At 61.7% G+C, this 14,225-nt stretch carries 16 protein-coding genes and 1 pseudogene; 12 read left to right on the forward strand and 5 right to left on the reverse strand.

Annotation, left to right across the window (positions count from 1 at the left end):
• Nucleotides 1-34 precede the first annotated feature (34 nt).
• From J2R78_RS28990 to J2R78_RS29000, 3 genes are all read left to right on the forward strand, one after another.
• The gene (locus J2R78_RS28990; RefSeq protein ID WP_225645890.1) at nt 35-1,054 is read left to right on the forward strand and encodes a GlxA family transcriptional regulator; all 1,020 of its coding nucleotides are present in this window, start codon (nt 35-37) and stop codon (nt 1,052-1,054) included.
• Between the two features lie 165 nt (nt 1,055-1,219).
• The gene (locus tag J2R78_RS28995) at nt 1,220-2,353 is read left to right on the forward strand and encodes an alpha-hydroxy acid oxidase (protein ID WP_253607728.1); all 1,134 of its coding nucleotides are present in this window, start codon (nt 1,220-1,222) and stop codon (nt 2,351-2,353) included.
• A 143-nt stretch (nt 2,354-2,496) separates the two neighbouring features.
• Nucleotides 2,497-2,700: a hypothetical protein gene (locus tag J2R78_RS29000; RefSeq protein ID WP_253607729.1), complete on the forward strand. Its 204-nt coding sequence runs from the start codon at nt 2,497-2,499 to the stop codon at nt 2,698-2,700.
• Nucleotides 2,701-2,713: 13 nt separating this feature from the next.
• Here the strand turns inward: J2R78_RS29000 and J2R78_RS29005 are convergent, their stop codons facing one another.
• Complete coding sequence (locus tag J2R78_RS29005; RefSeq protein ID WP_018272817.1) at nt 2,714-2,899, reverse strand: hypothetical protein; 186 nt, start codon at nt 2,897-2,899, stop codon at nt 2,714-2,716.
• A 210-nt stretch (nt 2,900-3,109) separates the two neighbouring features.
• Here J2R78_RS29005 and J2R78_RS29010 point away from each other — a divergent pair, with 210 nt between their 5' ends.
• Complete coding sequence (locus tag J2R78_RS29010) at nt 3,110-3,463, forward strand: phasin (RefSeq protein ID WP_016847366.1); 354 nt, start codon at nt 3,110-3,112, stop codon at nt 3,461-3,463.
• Nucleotides 3,464-3,490: 27 nt separating this feature from the next.
• Here J2R78_RS29010 and J2R78_RS29015 read toward each other — a convergent pair whose 3' ends face one another.
• Nucleotides 3,491-3,751: a hypothetical protein gene (locus J2R78_RS29015; RefSeq protein WP_050383887.1), complete on the reverse strand. Its 261-nt coding sequence runs from the start codon at nt 3,749-3,751 to the stop codon at nt 3,491-3,493.
• 199 nt (nt 3,752-3,950) lie between these two features.
• Here J2R78_RS29015 and J2R78_RS29020 point away from each other — a divergent pair, with 199 nt between their 5' ends.
• Entirely contained in the window at nt 3,951-4,253 is a 303-nt protein-coding gene (locus J2R78_RS29020) for a hypothetical protein (protein WP_057020638.1), read from the forward strand.
• A 100-nt stretch (nt 4,254-4,353) separates the two neighbouring features.
• Here J2R78_RS29020 and J2R78_RS29025 read toward each other — a convergent pair whose 3' ends face one another.
• A complete protein-coding gene (locus tag J2R78_RS29025) occupies nt 4,354-4,539 on the reverse strand; it encodes a hypothetical protein (RefSeq protein ID WP_092082963.1) in 186 nt (61 codons plus the stop codon).
• Between the two features lie 842 nt (nt 4,540-5,381).
• On the opposite strand from J2R78_RS29025, the pseudogene J2R78_RS29030 reads away from it, so the two are divergent.
• The 4 genes and pseudogenes from J2R78_RS29030 to J2R78_RS29045 form a co-directional block, all read left to right on the forward strand.
• Nucleotides 5,382-5,477 (forward strand): annotated as a pseudogene (locus tag J2R78_RS29030) (GNAT family N-acetyltransferase); the annotation flags it as partial.
• A 408-nt stretch (nt 5,478-5,885) separates the two neighbouring features.
• Nucleotides 5,886-7,061 (forward strand): acyl-CoA dehydrogenase family protein, encoded by a 1,176-nt coding sequence (locus tag J2R78_RS29035; RefSeq protein WP_375167139.1) that lies wholly within the window; start codon nt 5,886-5,888, stop codon nt 7,059-7,061.
• Nucleotides 7,062-7,071: 10 nt separating this feature from the next.
• Nucleotides 7,072-7,626: a flavin reductase family protein gene (locus J2R78_RS29040; RefSeq protein WP_076834073.1), complete on the forward strand. Its 555-nt coding sequence runs from the start codon at nt 7,072-7,074 to the stop codon at nt 7,624-7,626.
• On the forward strand, nt 7,623-8,309 hold the full coding sequence (locus tag J2R78_RS29045; RefSeq protein WP_018272811.1) for a TetR/AcrR family transcriptional regulator: 687 nt from the start codon (nt 7,623-7,625) through the stop codon (nt 8,307-8,309). Before J2R78_RS29040 ends, J2R78_RS29045 begins: the two co-directional genes overlap by 4 nt.
• Nucleotides 8,310-8,315: 6 nt before the next feature.
• Here the strand turns inward: J2R78_RS29045 and J2R78_RS29050 are convergent, their stop codons facing one another.
• Together J2R78_RS29050 and J2R78_RS29055 are read right to left on the reverse strand one after the other, a co-directional pair.
• Complete coding sequence (locus J2R78_RS29050) at nt 8,316-9,191, reverse strand: polysaccharide deacetylase family protein (protein ID WP_253607731.1); 876 nt, start codon at nt 9,189-9,191, stop codon at nt 8,316-8,318.
• A 12-nt stretch (nt 9,192-9,203) separates the two neighbouring features.
• Nucleotides 9,204-10,301: an LLM class flavin-dependent oxidoreductase gene (locus tag J2R78_RS29055; protein ID WP_253607732.1), complete on the reverse strand. Its 1,098-nt coding sequence runs from the start codon at nt 10,299-10,301 to the stop codon at nt 9,204-9,206.
• Between the two features lie 169 nt (nt 10,302-10,470).
• Between J2R78_RS29055 and J2R78_RS29060 the strand changes: the two genes are divergently transcribed.
• The 3 genes from J2R78_RS29060 to J2R78_RS29070 are packed head-to-tail and all read left to right on the forward strand — an operon-like array spanning nt 10,471 to nt 14,221.
• A complete protein-coding gene (locus tag J2R78_RS29060) occupies nt 10,471-11,352 on the forward strand; it encodes a xanthine dehydrogenase family protein subunit M (protein WP_253607733.1) in 882 nt (293 codons plus the stop codon).
• Nucleotides 11,349-11,834, forward strand: a complete 486-nt coding sequence (locus tag J2R78_RS29065; protein ID WP_229188835.1) for a (2Fe-2S)-binding protein — start codon at nt 11,349-11,351, stop codon at nt 11,832-11,834. The genes J2R78_RS29060 and J2R78_RS29065 overlap by 4 nt, the downstream gene beginning before the upstream one ends.
• Entirely contained in the window at nt 11,831-14,221 is a 2,391-nt protein-coding gene (locus J2R78_RS29070; RefSeq protein WP_253607734.1) for a xanthine dehydrogenase family protein molybdopterin-binding subunit, read from the forward strand. The genes J2R78_RS29065 and J2R78_RS29070 overlap by 4 nt, the downstream gene beginning before the upstream one ends.
• The last annotated feature ends 4 nt before the right edge of the window (nt 14,222-14,225 follow it).

The raw sequence follows: 14,225 nt of genomic DNA on the forward strand, positions 1-14,225 counted from the left end.
ATACAGGGCAGCCTCGAATGGCTTAAAGGACAATATGCCCTCGAAAACTGCCAAAGCGCCCCGGCCTGAGCCGCGCGACAAGAAAGCGACGCGGCGGATCGCGATCGTTGCCTTTCCGGGTGTGACCTTGCTCGACATCTCGGGACCGGCGCAGGTGTTTGCAGAACTGGAAGCGATCGAGCTGCCGGGACCGGACTACTCGCTGTCCTACCTGTCGACCTCCGGCGGGTTGGTGCCAACCGATGTCGGCATGATGATCGACACGACGCCGATCGACAGTATTGCGCCGGCCGAGGTCGACACGCTGGTGATCCCCGGCGGGCCCGGTATCTGGAAGATTCGCAACGACGCGAAGTTGATGAACTGGATCGCGGAGGCGCTGCCGAAGGCGCGCCGTATCGCGTCGGTTTGCCTTGGCGCATTTGCGTTGGCCTGGACCGGGATTCTGGACGGCAAGCGGGCAGCAACGCACTGGCGTTATTGTCCCCGTCTGCAGGATAGCTTTCCCAATATCCGGGTTGAGCCCAACGCGATTTTCGTCAAGGACGGACGGGTCTGGTCATCGGCCGGGGTCAGCGCCGGCATCGATCTGGCGCTCGCCATGATCGAGGAGGATTTCGGCCACACCATCGCGCTCGATGTTGCGCGCAGACTTGTGGTGTTTCTGAAACGGCCGGGCGGTCAGAGCCAGTTCTCCACCGTCCTTGCCGCACAGGCATCGGACGTCGAGGGACGCTTCAGCGCGCTGCACGCCTGGATCATCGAGAACATCACGAGCGACCTCAAGGTCGAGACCCTCGCGGAAAAGGCGGGGATGACGCCACGCACCTTCGCCCGGACCTATGTCAGCCGCACCGGCATGACACCGGCAAGCGGCGTCGAGGCGCTGCGCGTGGAGACGGCCCGCTTGCTGCTCGAAAGCCGCCAGATCGGCGGTGTGGTCGAGGTCGCCAAGCGCGCGGGATTTGGCGATGACGAGCGAATGCGGCGGGCCTTTCTGCGCCACCTCGGCGTATCGCCGACCGAGTACCGAAACCGGTTTTCGGGCAGCTAGCTCGCCTCGGGCGAGGTCGTCTGGATACGAACCGCGTCGCGTCGAGAACCGATCTATCTCACGAGCGAATAGCTGGCCTTCGCTGGCCGGATTCGTGGCTCAAGGTGGTAGCTTTTCCGGTTTGTCTGCGGCTAATGTGCCGGCCAAATCGGGAGAAGAAACACCATGAATGACGGGACCCCCATTCGGCAGACGCGCAATGTCGAACTCGGCGCCAGCGGCGAGGAATTCCAGAACCTGCACGAATTCGCGCGAAAGGCCCGCGCCAAGCTGAATCAGAACGCCTGGGACTACATCGTCGGCGCCTCGGAGACCGAGACCACGATGCGCCGCAACAGAATGGCGCTCGACGAGATCGCGTTCCGGCCGCGCGTCCTGCGCAACGTCATCAACGTCGATCCTTCCATCGAGGTATTCGGACGCAAGCTCCGGCTTCCCGTGATGATCGCCCCGGTCGGCGCGCTCGAGATCTTCGATCCGAATGCGGGCGCGGCCGTCGCGCGTGGAGCGGGAACGTTCGGCGCGGCGCACATGCTGAGTTCGGTTTCCGAGCCCGGGCTGGAGGACACCGCCAGGGCGGCACCGGATGCGCTTCGCATCTTCCAGCTCTATGTGCGCGGCGACGATGCCTTTGTCGAGGATGTGGTCAGCCGCACCATCGACAACGGTTACGCCGCGTTCTGCCTCACGGTCGACACCGCCCACTACAGCCGGCGCGAGCGCGACATAGCCAAGCGCTATGTCCGCGAGAGCCGCATCCGCGCCACCGGCGGCGATTTCCAGAAGGGGCTGGAATGGCGGACGGTGAAGCTGATCAAGGACAAGTTCAAGATTCCACTTATCCTCAAGGGGATCGCCACCGCCGAAGACGCCAAGATCGCCCTCGACCACGGGGTCGACTGGATTTACGTCTCAAATCATGGCGGCCGACAGCTCGACCATGGCCGTGGGTCCATGCATGTCCTGCCCGAGATCGTTCAGGCGGTCGCGGGCCGTGCCAAGATCATGGTCGACGGCTCGTTCTGCCGCGGCACCGATATTGTGAAGGCTATCATTTCGGGCGCTGATCTTGTCGGCATCGGCCGCCTGCAGTGCTGGGCGCTTGCCGCGGCCGGCGAGGCCGGCATTGTCCGGATGCTTGAACTGCTGGAGGACGAGGTGATCCGCTGCCTCGGTCTGCTCGGCGTCACCAGCTTTGCCGAACTGGACAAATCCTACCTGCATCCGGCGATGCCGACCAATCTGCCGAGCGTGTTCAGCGCATTCCCGCTTCTCGATATCGATCCCTACCGCTACTGAGCCGCTGCGAGCAATCTATGAAGCGTTGGCGTGGTCGAGGCATTGTGCGCTTCGATCGCGCCAGCGGCGATCAATCTGTGGTGTCCATGAAGCCGCCGCGGCAACGACAAAGTCTGATCCAAATGCCGCACTAGTCGAGGCGGATGGCAAATAATCCATTCGCGGAATTTTCACTCGAGCGCGCGATCGGCTTGCGCTGGACCTTGCGGGATATTCAGGCCGGCAGGCTCAAATTGTCACCGGTCAGCGACGAGGATCTGCACATCCTCGCTGAGCTCGGTCTCGTCGAACTGCATGACGACGAGCCCGGGCTGACGGAGACGGGAGCCGCCGTGGTGAGGGACTGAATAGGCGCGCAGCCTAGCGCGCGTTCAGGAAGCTTTCACCGGAATTGCAAGGCGTGCACTGATAGGTCAGCACGTCGTAGACTTGGTCGCGAGGCTCGATCAAGGCAAGCCGCATTTGCGTGCCGCACTTCATGCACGGCATCTCTATGCTGGTCTTGAACCGGGTGCAGGTCGGTGTCGGACGAACGGCGCGCAGCATCGGATCCCCTTATTCCCCAGAGACGCGAACGCGGCCGACGAAGAAGCCGAATCACTATGCCACAGTGCTGACATAATTGGAATCGGCTGTCGGTCGTGGCTAGGTAATTTTTCCTCAATTGGCCGGAGCGAGTCATTGCTCGCGATCCGGCGCTGACGCCGTCACAATCTATGCTAACCTCGCCAGACGCTTATTTCAGGGGGCGCGATCATGATTGAGCCTAAGCTTGAAGTTCCCGCCGAGTTGCGCGATCTCGCGGAAAAGACCATCGACCAGGCCGAACAGGCCTTCAGTCTGTTCTTTGATGCTGCGAGCAAGTCGATGACGTCGATGCCGGGCGCCGGTACCGAGATCTCCAAACAAGCGCTGTCGTTCACCGAGCAGAACATGAAGGCGGCGTTCGAGCATGCGCGCAAGCTCGTGCACGCAACGGATCTGCAGGAGGCGATGCGGATCCAGTCGGAATTCCTGCGCAGCCAGTTCACCAATGCCGGCGAACACATGCGGCAGATCAGCGGTAGCGTGATGTCGGCGACCAAGGACGCGACGAAGGGCAAGTTCTAGGACGGCGTTCGCGGCCCCATCGACGGTTTAGCGCCGGCGCGCGACGGCGACGCCGAGCAGAAACGCGACGAACAGGCTTGCGAGCGGCGCTTCGCGCGTGACCGCACTCACGGTGGCCAGGGCTCCGCCCGGTCGGCGCGAGGTCGCGATGGCATCGCTGAGGCGATCGGCGGCGGCTCGGAGTCCATCCGACACCTCCGTGATCGTACGCGAGACGTCCGTCGCGGTGTCGATCGCTCGTTCACCGAGTGTGGGTTGAAGCGGGAACTCGGGTGTTTCGGAGCTCATGTGCCGTGCCGCGATTTATTGAAAGTCAGGTGACCAACGCCTTTGCCATCCGCACGTATTGAACGGCGATGGCGGTCACATATCCCAGAAATTCCGCAGCGGCGGATTGGTTCCACCGACATGCCTCGCTTTCACATCGGGGAACCGGAAACTTACGCGCGGGTCGCGGCTTGTTTCCGTGGAGGAGACGATGATGACAATGCAGGCGCATGGCATTGCAGATGGCGGTTCGGTCAAGCATCGAAATCGGCATGGTGGCACGCCGCTGTTGGTCGCGGCCGTGGTTGCGATCCTCGGCGTGCTCGGCATGCTGATCGTGGATCACGGTCCGTGGAACAAGCCGAACGTGCAGCCGGCCGCTTCGGCTAACTACTCAACGACCGGCGAGGCGGCGCGCGCGGCTGGCGCAAAGGTCATACCGACCGAGCCCAAGGCACCGATCGAGCCTGATCCACCCGGCCCAAAGCCCGCTCATCCGGCAAACCCGAGCACGCCGCAATAGCTGCGGGCGTTCGTGGGATCACATCCCGACGCAGGGCGCGGGAATTGACACGTCGGGCAAATCAGCGGCACAAAATCATCGTCGGAATGTCGCGGGATGATCAGCGAATGCTGACCAGCATGCCCCACGCTGCTGCAAATCCTGCACCAACGAGAACCAGCACCGGGCTGTCGCAGAACATGCCGCCATACTGGCACATGGTGGCACCGAGAGAGCCGATCTGATGATGGCCCGCGGCGTAGAACAGGCCGGACAGGACCGCGAGCACGGCAGCAACGAAATACATCGACGCTTTCTCCTTGCAATCAAATGCGGCGCGGGTCAGTTCGACCGACGCAGGCCAAAAACTGCATTGATGTCGATCCAAATATTGTGAGATGTCCGCTTGACGCGTCGGGCACACTGACATCATCGCAGCAAGCATAGGCGCTTGGCACCGGCCTGCGCTGCGATTCCGGATCAATGCCCAAACTTTCGCTCAAGGCGGTTTCTCACCATCGAAGCCGACGCATCGCATTTTACCGATCGCATTCAGGCCGAAATAGGTTTGACACGTCGGGCAACTCAGGGTCATAATCCGAAAACCAGAAATTGTTGAGCCAGCGCGGAGCAATCCGCGGCGGGCTTTTCCTTTGCCGTTTCACCAATCGGACGGCGACCGCACCGTCACGACGCCATATCCTCCCAGCCCGTCGCCTGAGTGTCGCAAGCGCGCCGCCGTCCGGCCCCCTTGAAAAGAGAACGAATTGGCTGGTGCGCGCGAACGCGCCGGTCCTGCGGCGCGGCGAAAGCCGGCGCCGCCCGCGGCCCCACTCGTCAGGGCTAAGGTTCGCGCCCCAAAGATCGCCGCCCGCTGCGCGATCTGCCGCACATTCATGCCATGGCCGCATCGCGCGCTGACGGCCGATCAACGAGGTTTGCATGACCGCCTATCTGATATCGCTCGCGCTCGCGGATCTGGTTGCCATCGCGTTGTGGGAGCTTGCATGAGCGCCGAGATCATCCAGTTCATTCAGCGCCCGCATTCCAAACGCGAGCAGACGGACGTTCCCACGGTCGCATTTTCGTGCGGTGTTGCCTGATCCTGATCCGGATTGCGACACGGCTCCGAGCGAGTACATCTTCTTGGCCAATGATTTTATCCGGCGAGGATATCGGCTCTTCGAACCTGTCTCGCCCTGGGCATGGCAGCACACGCTGTATTGGAGGAAGGAGCTCGTCTAGATCCTGCGACGTGGGTTCGGGTTGTCGCGAACAATTCGATGACGTTGAGCGCCCGGTGGCTTCGGCGATCGGGGTTTTTTGCGTTTCTGGCCATGGGTAACATCCTTTGGCAAGCCGCGGTCGTAGCCGGCATCGAATTTTGGGCGTGGGGATGCTAGAATGGGCCTCTGCAGTGCGAACGAAGCATCGCTGGAAGCGTTTCCTTAAATGGGCGCCCGGCGGCAGTCGTGGATCCTGAGCGCTGAATTCGCGGAATGCAGGCTTGCGCGCCTTGATCTCTGGTGATCGATCGATAAACTGAGTTGACGGCTCGATCGCGCGCGCAAATGTCTTGGAGATCGAACGAAGGAAGAGACCATGGTTGAGGTTGGCCGCGGGCTCGACACGAAGGTACAGCCAGGCCCGGATATGGATCGTTATTCGGTCATGGTCGCACGCGCCAGGGCGCTTGTTCCGGCATTGCGCGAACGGGCATCGCGGACCGAAGAGCTGCGCAGATTGCCGCCGGAGACCGAGCGGGATTTGCTTGACAGCGGCCTTTTCCGGATCCTGCAGCCCAAGCGCGTCGGAGGCAGCGAGCTCGACTATGTTGCCCTGGTCGACTGCGCCGATGCCCTCGGGCAGGGAGACGCCTCAGTCTCCTGGAATTTTGCCAACCTTGCAAGTCACCACTGGATGCTGGGTATGTTCGCGCCCGAAGCGCAGAGCGCGGTGTGGGGAGAGGATCCAGATGCGCTGATCGCGTCTTCCTTTGTCTTCCCGGCAGGTCGTGCGAGGAAGGCAAGTGGCGGATATGTTCTGAGTGGTCATTGGCCGTTTTCGTCCGGGGTGGAATCCTGCGGATGGAACATGCTCGCGAGCGTGGTCGCCTCGGATGATGAGGCCGATGGTGTCGAGTATCGGCTATTCCTGTTGAACAGGCGGGACTACAGCATCGACGACACTTGGAATGCGGCTGGCTTGCGCGGAACGGGATCGAACGACGTGCGGGTCACCGACGCATTCGTTCCCGAGCATATGACCGTTGCCGTCAGCGATCTTGCGGGAGGTGCGACGCCGGGCAGTATCGTCAATCCGAATGCGCTCTACATGCTTCCGGTCTTTTCGTTGTTTCCCTATGTGTTGTCCGGGGTTGGTTTGGGAAATGCGCAGGCTTGCCTTGATGACTATGTCGAGATCGCGCGACACCGCGCTTCGACATATAACCGGGCCAAGATTGGGGACCTGCAAAGCACACAGATCAAGATCGCCGAGGCGTCGGCGAAGATCGATGCCGCGCGGCTAATCATGCGCACGAGCTGCGTTGAGGCACTTGCGGAGGTCCGGCGTGGCGATATCCCGGGCATTGCAGCGAAGACGAAGCTTCGGCGCGACGGTGCGTTCGCGGTCAATTTGTGCACCGAGGCGGTGTCTCTTCTATTTGCGGCGGGCGGCGCACGCAGCCTGTTTACCTCCGGAGCGTTGCAGCGCCAATTCCGCGACGCGCACGCGGTGAATTCGCATCTCGCGTTCAATTTTGACGCGGCGGGCACCAATTACGGGCGGGTGGCTCTGGGGCTGCCGTCTGAAAACCTGACGCTTTGAGGTAAGCCGGATGTCCGACTCGCCCAAACATCCGCTGGATCCCGCCAGTGAGCTCGCAAGCGATAGTTCGGCGATCGATCCCCGTGATTTCCGCAATGCGCTCGGTACGTTCGCAACAGGTGTGACGATAGTCACCGCGATGGCGGCTGAAGGACGGCCCTATGGAATTACTTGTAATTCCTTTGCATCGGTGTCGCTCAATCCGCCACTTGTGTTGTGGAGCCTGGGCATGTTTTCGCAGGGACTGCCGATCTTCCAGAATGCCAGCCATTTTACGGTCAACGTTCTAGACGCGTCGCAACAGGCGCTGGCGGTGCAGTTTGCCAGATCGTCGGGTGACAAGTTCGCGGGTGTGAGCTGGACGCCGGGCCTCGGGAATGCTCCCGTGCTTGCCGATGTGGTCGCGAATTTCCAGTGCCGTGCCGCCAACCGCTACTATGGCGGGGATCACGTCATTTTCCTGGGCGCGGTGGAAGCCTACGCCTATAACCGGAACAATCCGCTGGTGTTCGCGCGCGGAGGTTTTGGCGGGTTTTTGGCTGAGGGTGGTGACAAGACATCATGAATCGAAAGACGCCCGTCAAGCGCGTTCGTGCCAAGCAGAGGCGACTATCAGCCGTCGATCGTCGCAGTGAATTCGTTACCAAGGCAACCGAGCTATTTGCGGAGGAGGGATTTGGCGGCGGCACGCGCGCCCTTGCTCACAAGCTCGGCGTAACGCAGCCGCTGCTTTACCGCTACTTTCCGAGCAAGGACGATCTCATCAAGGAGGTCTACCGCAAGGTATATCTCGAACCGCTTGAAATCGGCTGGGAGAAGTTGCTCTCGGATCGGTCACGTCCGCTCCGCGTGCGGCTTCAGGAATTTTACGAGATCTATACCGACGCGATTTTCAACCGAAGATGGCTCCGGATCTATCTCTACTCCGGCCTGAAGGGCCTCGATATCAATCGGTGGTATGTTGGCATGGTCAAGGACAAGATCCTGACACGCATTCTCCGGGAATGCCGCCACGACGCCGGCCTCGCGACGCAAGGCAGGCCCAGCGCCGCAGAACTCGAGCTGGCCTGGGTGTTTCACGGCGGCATCTTCTATTATGGCGTACGCAAGTACATCTACGAAGCGCCTGTCCTCGAGGACAAGGCGCAAATGATCAGTGACGCGCTGGATATCTTCCTCGCGGGATTTGAGAGGATGGCGGAGAGCGCGACCGATCGTCGACGGGCGCCGATCAAGGTCGTCGGCTGACCCGGGCTACATTGTCGCCATCTGACCCCGATACCAATCTCCGATCTCGCTTGCCGTCATGAGGGCGACGCCGTCATGGCCGATGACGTAATCGAGCAGGGCCTCCAGGTACTTGATACGATGCGGCACGCCCGTGATGTAGGGATGCACCGAGATGGCCATGATCCGCGCGTTCTCTGCGCCCTCAAGGTACAGCCGATCGAACTGGTCAGTGCAGCGGGTCAGGAACTGTTCCGACGGAAGGTGTTGCAGCGCGTGAATGACAATGTCGTTGGTCTCGACCGAATAGGGAATCGTCGTCACGGTGCCGTGCGGCGTGGCGATGTCCTGGGGGAGATCGTCGATCACCCAATCGGCCACGTATTCGATCCCGTTGAGGCGCAGGAGATCGAGCGTTTTTTCGGTTTCGGTCAGGCCCGGGCTTTCCCATGATCGCGGCGGCTTGCCGGTAAATCCAGCAATCGTGTCGACCGCGCGCTTGATTGCGTCCGCCTGGTTTTCGACCTTGTGCATCGGGCCCTGAACAAACCCATGTCCCATGAACTCGAAGCCCGCCTCGCGCGCCGCCGACGCCACACGCGGATAGCTGTTGCAAACATTGGCGTTCGCAGCCAGCGTCACCGGTATCTTTCGATCGGTCAAAGCCTTGAACTGCCGCCAGAAGCCGGCGCGCATGCCGTATTCATGCCACGACCAGTTCGGCACGTCGGGCAGCAAGGGCTGGCCCATCGGTGGGCTCAGCACGGTGCGTGGCATCGCATTCTCGATGCGCCATTCCTCGACATTGAGGATAACCCACACGGCAAGCTTCTTGCCGTCAGGTAATGTCAGTTTCGGTCGATCGACCTGCGCCTGGTACGGAATGCGATCAGTAAAGGCCATGTCGAACCTCCTTCACGTCGATGATCCGGCAGCAGTGGCATTGATCCGCGGCAGGACCTTCTCGGCCATCAGGATCATCGATTGACGGCCAAGCTCGCGATCTTTCCAGTCCTTGCCGGCGTAAAGCAGGGTTCCGAAGGTGCCAATCTCTTGCTGGAACGCCAGCAACTGGTCAGCCACGCTTTCGGGCGTGCCGTAGATGATCAATTTGTCGCAGATCGACTCCAGTGTGACCTCGGCGTCGGGTTGATCCCGTCGCGTCTTGAACAACTCGAGCCGGCCACTGCGCTTCAGCTTCGTGAACAGCTGGTGATAATAGTACACGTAGGGACTATCGCGCGACGTGGCATAGGCCTTCGCGGTTGCTGCATCCTTTGCAACGAACACGCTCTTGGCGACACGCCAATTGGCAGGCTCGGCTGCCCGGTTCACGCGCTCACAACCCTCGACATATTTCGGCCAGTGGCTCTTCACCCATGCCGGCATCAGGAAGTTTGCCGAGATCGGATCCCAGCCGCGCGCCGCCGCCTCCGTTACGCCCTTTGAGAATGGCGCAACCGCGGTCACCACGATTGGCGGGTGAGGCGCCTGCAAAGGGCGAGCGACGATTCCCTGGCCGATGTCCTCGATCAGAGTCCGTTTGACCGAGACGTTCCAATATTTGCCCTGCAGATCATAGGGCGGTTTACCAGCCCAGATATCAAGAACCTGGTTGATGGCCTCAAGGAACATGGCATTGCGGTCGGCGTCGAGATTGCCGAAAACCTCCGCGTCGGAGAGCAACCCACCCGGGCTGATTCCAAGGATGAAGCGGCCATCAAGCATGTGATCGAGCATGGCGACAGACGCTGCGACGGCTGCCGGATGCGTGTTTGGCATGTTGATGGTGCCGGTTCCAAGCTTGATGTGCTTGGTTGCGGCTGCGAGCCAGGCAATGAAGGCAATGCTGGAGGTGATGTTCTCGGCCGTGTCGGTGACGTGCTCGCCGACATACGCCTCGGTGAACCCGAGCTCGTCCGCGAGCAGAAAGGCCTCGCGATCCTCCCGGAGCGATTGCCGCCAATCCTTGTCGAGAGGATGGATCGGCATCGTAAAGAAACCGAGCTTCATGATCCGCCTCCCGCGATTTGAACTTTAGTTGGCAAGGAACCTGCGGCCTTCCCGAGGCGAAGACAAGCCCTTGCTGCACAAATAATCACTCGATAAACAAGCTTGACCTTTGAAGAGGGCGGCCCTCTAATCGGGCAAACCAAAATTGGGCCCGGGAGGCCACGCCCACATGAAAGCTGCGGCTTTCGCCTACGCCCGCGCGACCAGCGTCGTGAACGCGCTGGAGTTGCTCGCCATGCACGGCGACAAGGCGAAGGTTCTGTCGGGTGGTCAGAGCCTGATGCCGGCGATGAACCTGCGGCTCCTGTCTCCGGACATTCTGGTCGATATCGGCGGCCTCGCCGAGTTGCGCGGCATCACCGTGAGGGGAGACCTGCTGGTCATTGGCGCGCTGACCCGGCACGTCGATCTGCTCAGATCGCCGGAGGTTGCACTGCACGTGCGGCTGTTGCGCGATGCCGTTGCCCACGTTGCCCATCCCGCAATTCGCAATCGCGGAACGATCGGCGGCAGCCTCGCTCACGCCGATCCTGCGTCGGAGCTGCCGGCCTGTGTTGTGGCGCTTGACGCCACGATCGTTGTTCGGGGCTCGGCCGGCGAGCGCCGGATTGCTGCGACGGAGTTTTTCAGGGGAATTTACGAAACGGCACTGTTGCCCGACGAGTTGCTTGTCGCGGTCGAGGTGCCGGTCGCAGGCCAAGGCTCGACATTTTTCTTTCAGGAATATGCCCGGCGGCATGGCGACTACGCTGTCGTTGGTCTCGCCGCCCGTGCCGTAGTTGCGGCCGGCAGGTTCTCAGCTCTTCGCCTCGGCTTCTTTGCTGTTGGCGACCGGCCATTGCTCGCGGCGGCCGCCGGCAAACTGATCGATGCCACGGTAACTCCCGCCTTGCTCGCAGAGGCGACGGCCGCATTGGCCGATGAACTCGATCCACAGGAGGACCAGCAGGCGACCGCGGCCATGCGTCGACACCTCGCGACGGTCTTGCTCCGGCGCTGCGTGGCAGCATTGCTGGCACGGCCAGAACTGGAAACGGGAGTCGGCAAGTGAACGCTCCGGTACCGGTCTCGCTTCTGGTCAATGGCGAACCCATCGACGCCTTCGTCTTGCCGCGGCTCAATCTTGCTGATTTCCTCCGGGAAAATCTCAAGCTGACCGGAACCCACGTTGGGTGCGAGCACGGCGTTTGCGGTGCCTGTACGGTCCGACTCGATGGCGAGATCGTTCGCTCCTGTCTGATGCTGACGGTCCAGGCGCAGGGCGCGTCAGTTGAGACAATCGAGGGGCTGTCTGACAGCGGTGAAATAGCCGATCTTCAGGCGGCATTTCGCGAACGCAATGCATTGCAGTGTGGCTATTGCACGCCTGGGATGCTGATCACGGCGCAGGACCTGCTGAAGCACGTGTCCGTGCCTGATCGTCGAGCAATCCGCGAGCATCTTTCCGGCAACTATTGCCGCTGCACGGGCTATCAGGCCATTGTTGATGCGGTTGAGGCGACAGCCATCACGCGCGCGGAGCGGGGCGTATGACGGTGACGCGGGCGCCAGCAGACGCGCTTTCGGTGCTTGATCGCCCGAATTCCTACATCGGCAAGACCGTACCGCGGCCGAACCTCGACAGGTTGCTGCAGGGGCGGGGCCAATATGTCAGTGATCTCGAATTGCCTCGGATGGCGCATGTGGTTTTTCTACGGTCGCCACATGCCCACGCCAAAATCGCAGCGATCGACGCCGAGGCGGCAAGGCGCGTGCCCGGTGTCGTTTCCATCGTCACGGGTCGTGAACTTGAAGCGGTCATCACGCCGTGGGTCGGGGTGCTCTCGCACCTGAAGGGACTGAAGTCAGCGCCACAACACGCGATCGCGGTCGACCGCGTGTGCTGGCAGGGCGAGGCCATTGCAGCGATTGTGGCGACCAGCCGTGCTGCAGCCGAAGATGCCATGGAGCATATTTCAGTCGACTACGAGGAGCTCGAGGCGGTCACGGACATGCGTGCTGCGCTCGATCCGGCAGCTCCCGTCATTCATGCTGCGCTCGGCGACAATCTTGCCTTTGAGCGGACGCTCGACGCCGGCGACGTCGATCATGCATTGTCGGGGTCCGAACTCGTCGAGGCCGACTTCGTATTCGGGCGCCACACCGGCGTGACACTTGAACCGCGCGCCGTCGTTGCCGATTGGAATGCGGCCGAGGCACGGCTCACGATCTATCAGGGCACGCAAGCGCCCCATATGGTGCAGAACATCGCGGCGCTGCATCTTGGGTTAGGGGAAGCGCAGGTCCGAGTGGTCTGCAAGGATGTCGGCGGCTCGTTCGGCATCAAGGTCCATATCTACGCCGACGAAATGGCGACCTACGCGCTGTCCAAGCTGTTGCGTCGGCCAGTCAAGTTCGTGGCGGACCGCGTCGAGAGTTTCAACACGGACATCCACGCCCGCGATCATCGATGCAGGGGACGGATCGGGGTCAGGCCGGACGGTACGATTACGGCCTTCGAGATCGACGACCTGACGGGGATCGGCCCGTACTCGATGTATCCGCGCACCAGCGCCATCGAGGCCAATCAGGTGGTCAATCTGGTCGGTGGGCCCTACGCCACGGCGAACTATCGGGCGCGGGCGCGCGTCGTTTTCCAGAACAAGAACGTAATGTGCCAGTACCGGGCGGTCGGACACCCGATCGCCTGTTCGGTCACCGAAGGCCTGGTCGATCTGGCGGCCGCGAAGATCGGCATGGACCCCGTCGAAATCCGGCGGCGCAATCTGATCGCCGACGATGCCTATCCGTGTGCATCGCCCTCGGGCATGAAGTTCGAGCAGCTTTCGCATCACGCCTCGTTGACCAAGCTGCTTCAGATGATGGATTACGACGCGTTGCGGGCTGAGCAAGCGGCCTTGCGCGCCAGAAACGTCCATCGAGGCATCGGAATCGCGAGCTTCATCGAGGTGACCAATCCCAGCGCTGCCTTTTACGGCGTGGGCGGCGCGAAAATTTCATCGCAGGATGGCGTTGCGGTCCGGCTCGACGCGCAAGGGTCCGTGATCTGCCAGACCAGCATCACCGAACAGGGGCAAGGGTCGGAATCGCTGACGGCCCAGATCGTTGGCAGCGTGCTTGGCGTTTCGATGGAACGCGTCCGCGTCATCCTGGGCGACACCGACCACACGCCCTATGGCGGTGGTACCTGGGCCTCGCGCGGTGCCGGCATCGGCGGCGAAGCTGCATTGCAGGCAGCCAAGGGCCTGCGAGAGAACATCCTGAACGTCGCCGCGGCCATCCTGCAATCGACGCCGGACGGGCTCGATATCGTCAACAACACGATCGTCAACGCCGCCGACGGCGCGCTTCGCATCGAACTGAACGAGCTGGCGCGGATCGTCTATTTTCGACCGGACACCCTGCCGCCCGGTGTCCAGCCCGAATTGATGGCGACCCGGCATTTCGTTCCGCGCCAATATCCCTTTGCGTTCACCAACGGCGTTCAGGCCTCATGGCTCGAGGTCGATACCGAGACCGGGTTCGTCAAGCTGCTGAAGCATTGGGTTGTCGAAGACTGCGGCACCATCATCAACCCGCAACTGGTCGACGAGCAGATCCGGGGCGGGGTCGTGCAGGGGCTCGGCGCGGCGCTGTTCGAGAAGTGCATCTACGACGAACGCGGTCAGCTGACCAATGCCAATATGGCGGACTATCTGGTCCCGATGTCCGGCGAGATGCCCGACATCGAGGTCGGCCACGTGGTGTCTCCGACGCAGGAATCGGAACTGGGAGCCAAAGGGGCTGGGGAGGCGGGGACGGCCGGCGCGGCAGCAGCGGTTGCCAACGCGGTCAATGACGCGCTCCGGCCGCTTGGCGCAACAATTACCGAGATTCCGCTCACGCCTCAGGTTATCCTGACCGCCCTGGGACGGATCTGAGTGG

The sequence above is a fragment of the Bradyrhizobium sp. USDA 4538 genome, assembly GCF_024171045.1.
GTDB classification, from domain to species: Bacteria; Pseudomonadota; Alphaproteobacteria; order Rhizobiales; family Xanthobacteraceae; genus Bradyrhizobium; species Bradyrhizobium australafricanum.

Bases quoted from the DNA above. Each gene is read 5' to 3' on its own strand.
- J2R78_RS28990 (WP_225645890.1), top strand. From the start codon at position 35: ATGCCCTCGAAAACTGCCAAAGCGCCCCGGCCTGAGCCGCGCGACAAG.
- J2R78_RS29025 (WP_092082963.1), bottom strand. From the start codon at position 4,539: ATGTATTTCGTTGCTGCCGTGCTCGCGGTCCTGTCCGGCCTGTTCTAC.
- J2R78_RS29010 (WP_016847366.1), top strand. From the start codon at position 3,110: ATGATTGAGCCTAAGCTTGAAGTTCCCGCCGAGTTGCGCGATCTCGCG.
- J2R78_RS29050 (WP_253607731.1), bottom strand. From the start codon at position 9,191: ATGGCCTTTACTGATCGCATTCCGTACCAGGCGCAGGTCGATCGACCG.
- J2R78_RS29040 (WP_076834073.1), top strand. From the start codon at position 7,072: ATGTCCGACTCGCCCAAACATCCGCTGGATCCCGCCAGTGAGCTCGCA.
- J2R78_RS29070 (WP_253607734.1), top strand. From the start codon at position 11,831: ATGACGGTGACGCGGGCGCCAGCAGACGCGCTTTCGGTGCTTGATCGC.
- J2R78_RS28995 (WP_253607728.1), top strand. From the start codon at position 1,220: ATGAATGACGGGACCCCCATTCGGCAGACGCGCAATGTCGAACTCGGC.
- J2R78_RS29000 (WP_253607729.1), top strand. From the start codon at position 2,497: ATGGCAAATAATCCATTCGCGGAATTTTCACTCGAGCGCGCGATCGGC.
- J2R78_RS29045 (WP_018272811.1), top strand. From the start codon at position 7,623: ATGAATCGAAAGACGCCCGTCAAGCGCGTTCGTGCCAAGCAGAGGCGA.
- J2R78_RS29055 (WP_253607732.1), bottom strand. From the start codon at position 10,301: ATGAAGCTCGGTTTCTTTACGATGCCGATCCATCCTCTCGACAAGGAT.
- J2R78_RS29005 (WP_018272817.1), bottom strand. From the start codon at position 2,899: ATGCTGCGCGCCGTTCGTCCGACACCGACCTGCACCCGGTTCAAGACC.
- J2R78_RS29060 (WP_253607733.1), top strand. From the start codon at position 10,471: ATGAAAGCTGCGGCTTTCGCCTACGCCCGCGCGACCAGCGTCGTGAAC.
- J2R78_RS29020 (WP_057020638.1), top strand. From the start codon at position 3,951: ATGCAGGCGCATGGCATTGCAGATGGCGGTTCGGTCAAGCATCGAAAT.
- J2R78_RS29015 (WP_050383887.1), bottom strand. From the start codon at position 3,751: ATGAGCTCCGAAACACCCGAGTTCCCGCTTCAACCCACACTCGGTGAA.
- J2R78_RS29035 (WP_375167139.1), top strand. From the start codon at position 5,886: ATGGATCGTTATTCGGTCATGGTCGCACGCGCCAGGGCGCTTGTTCCG.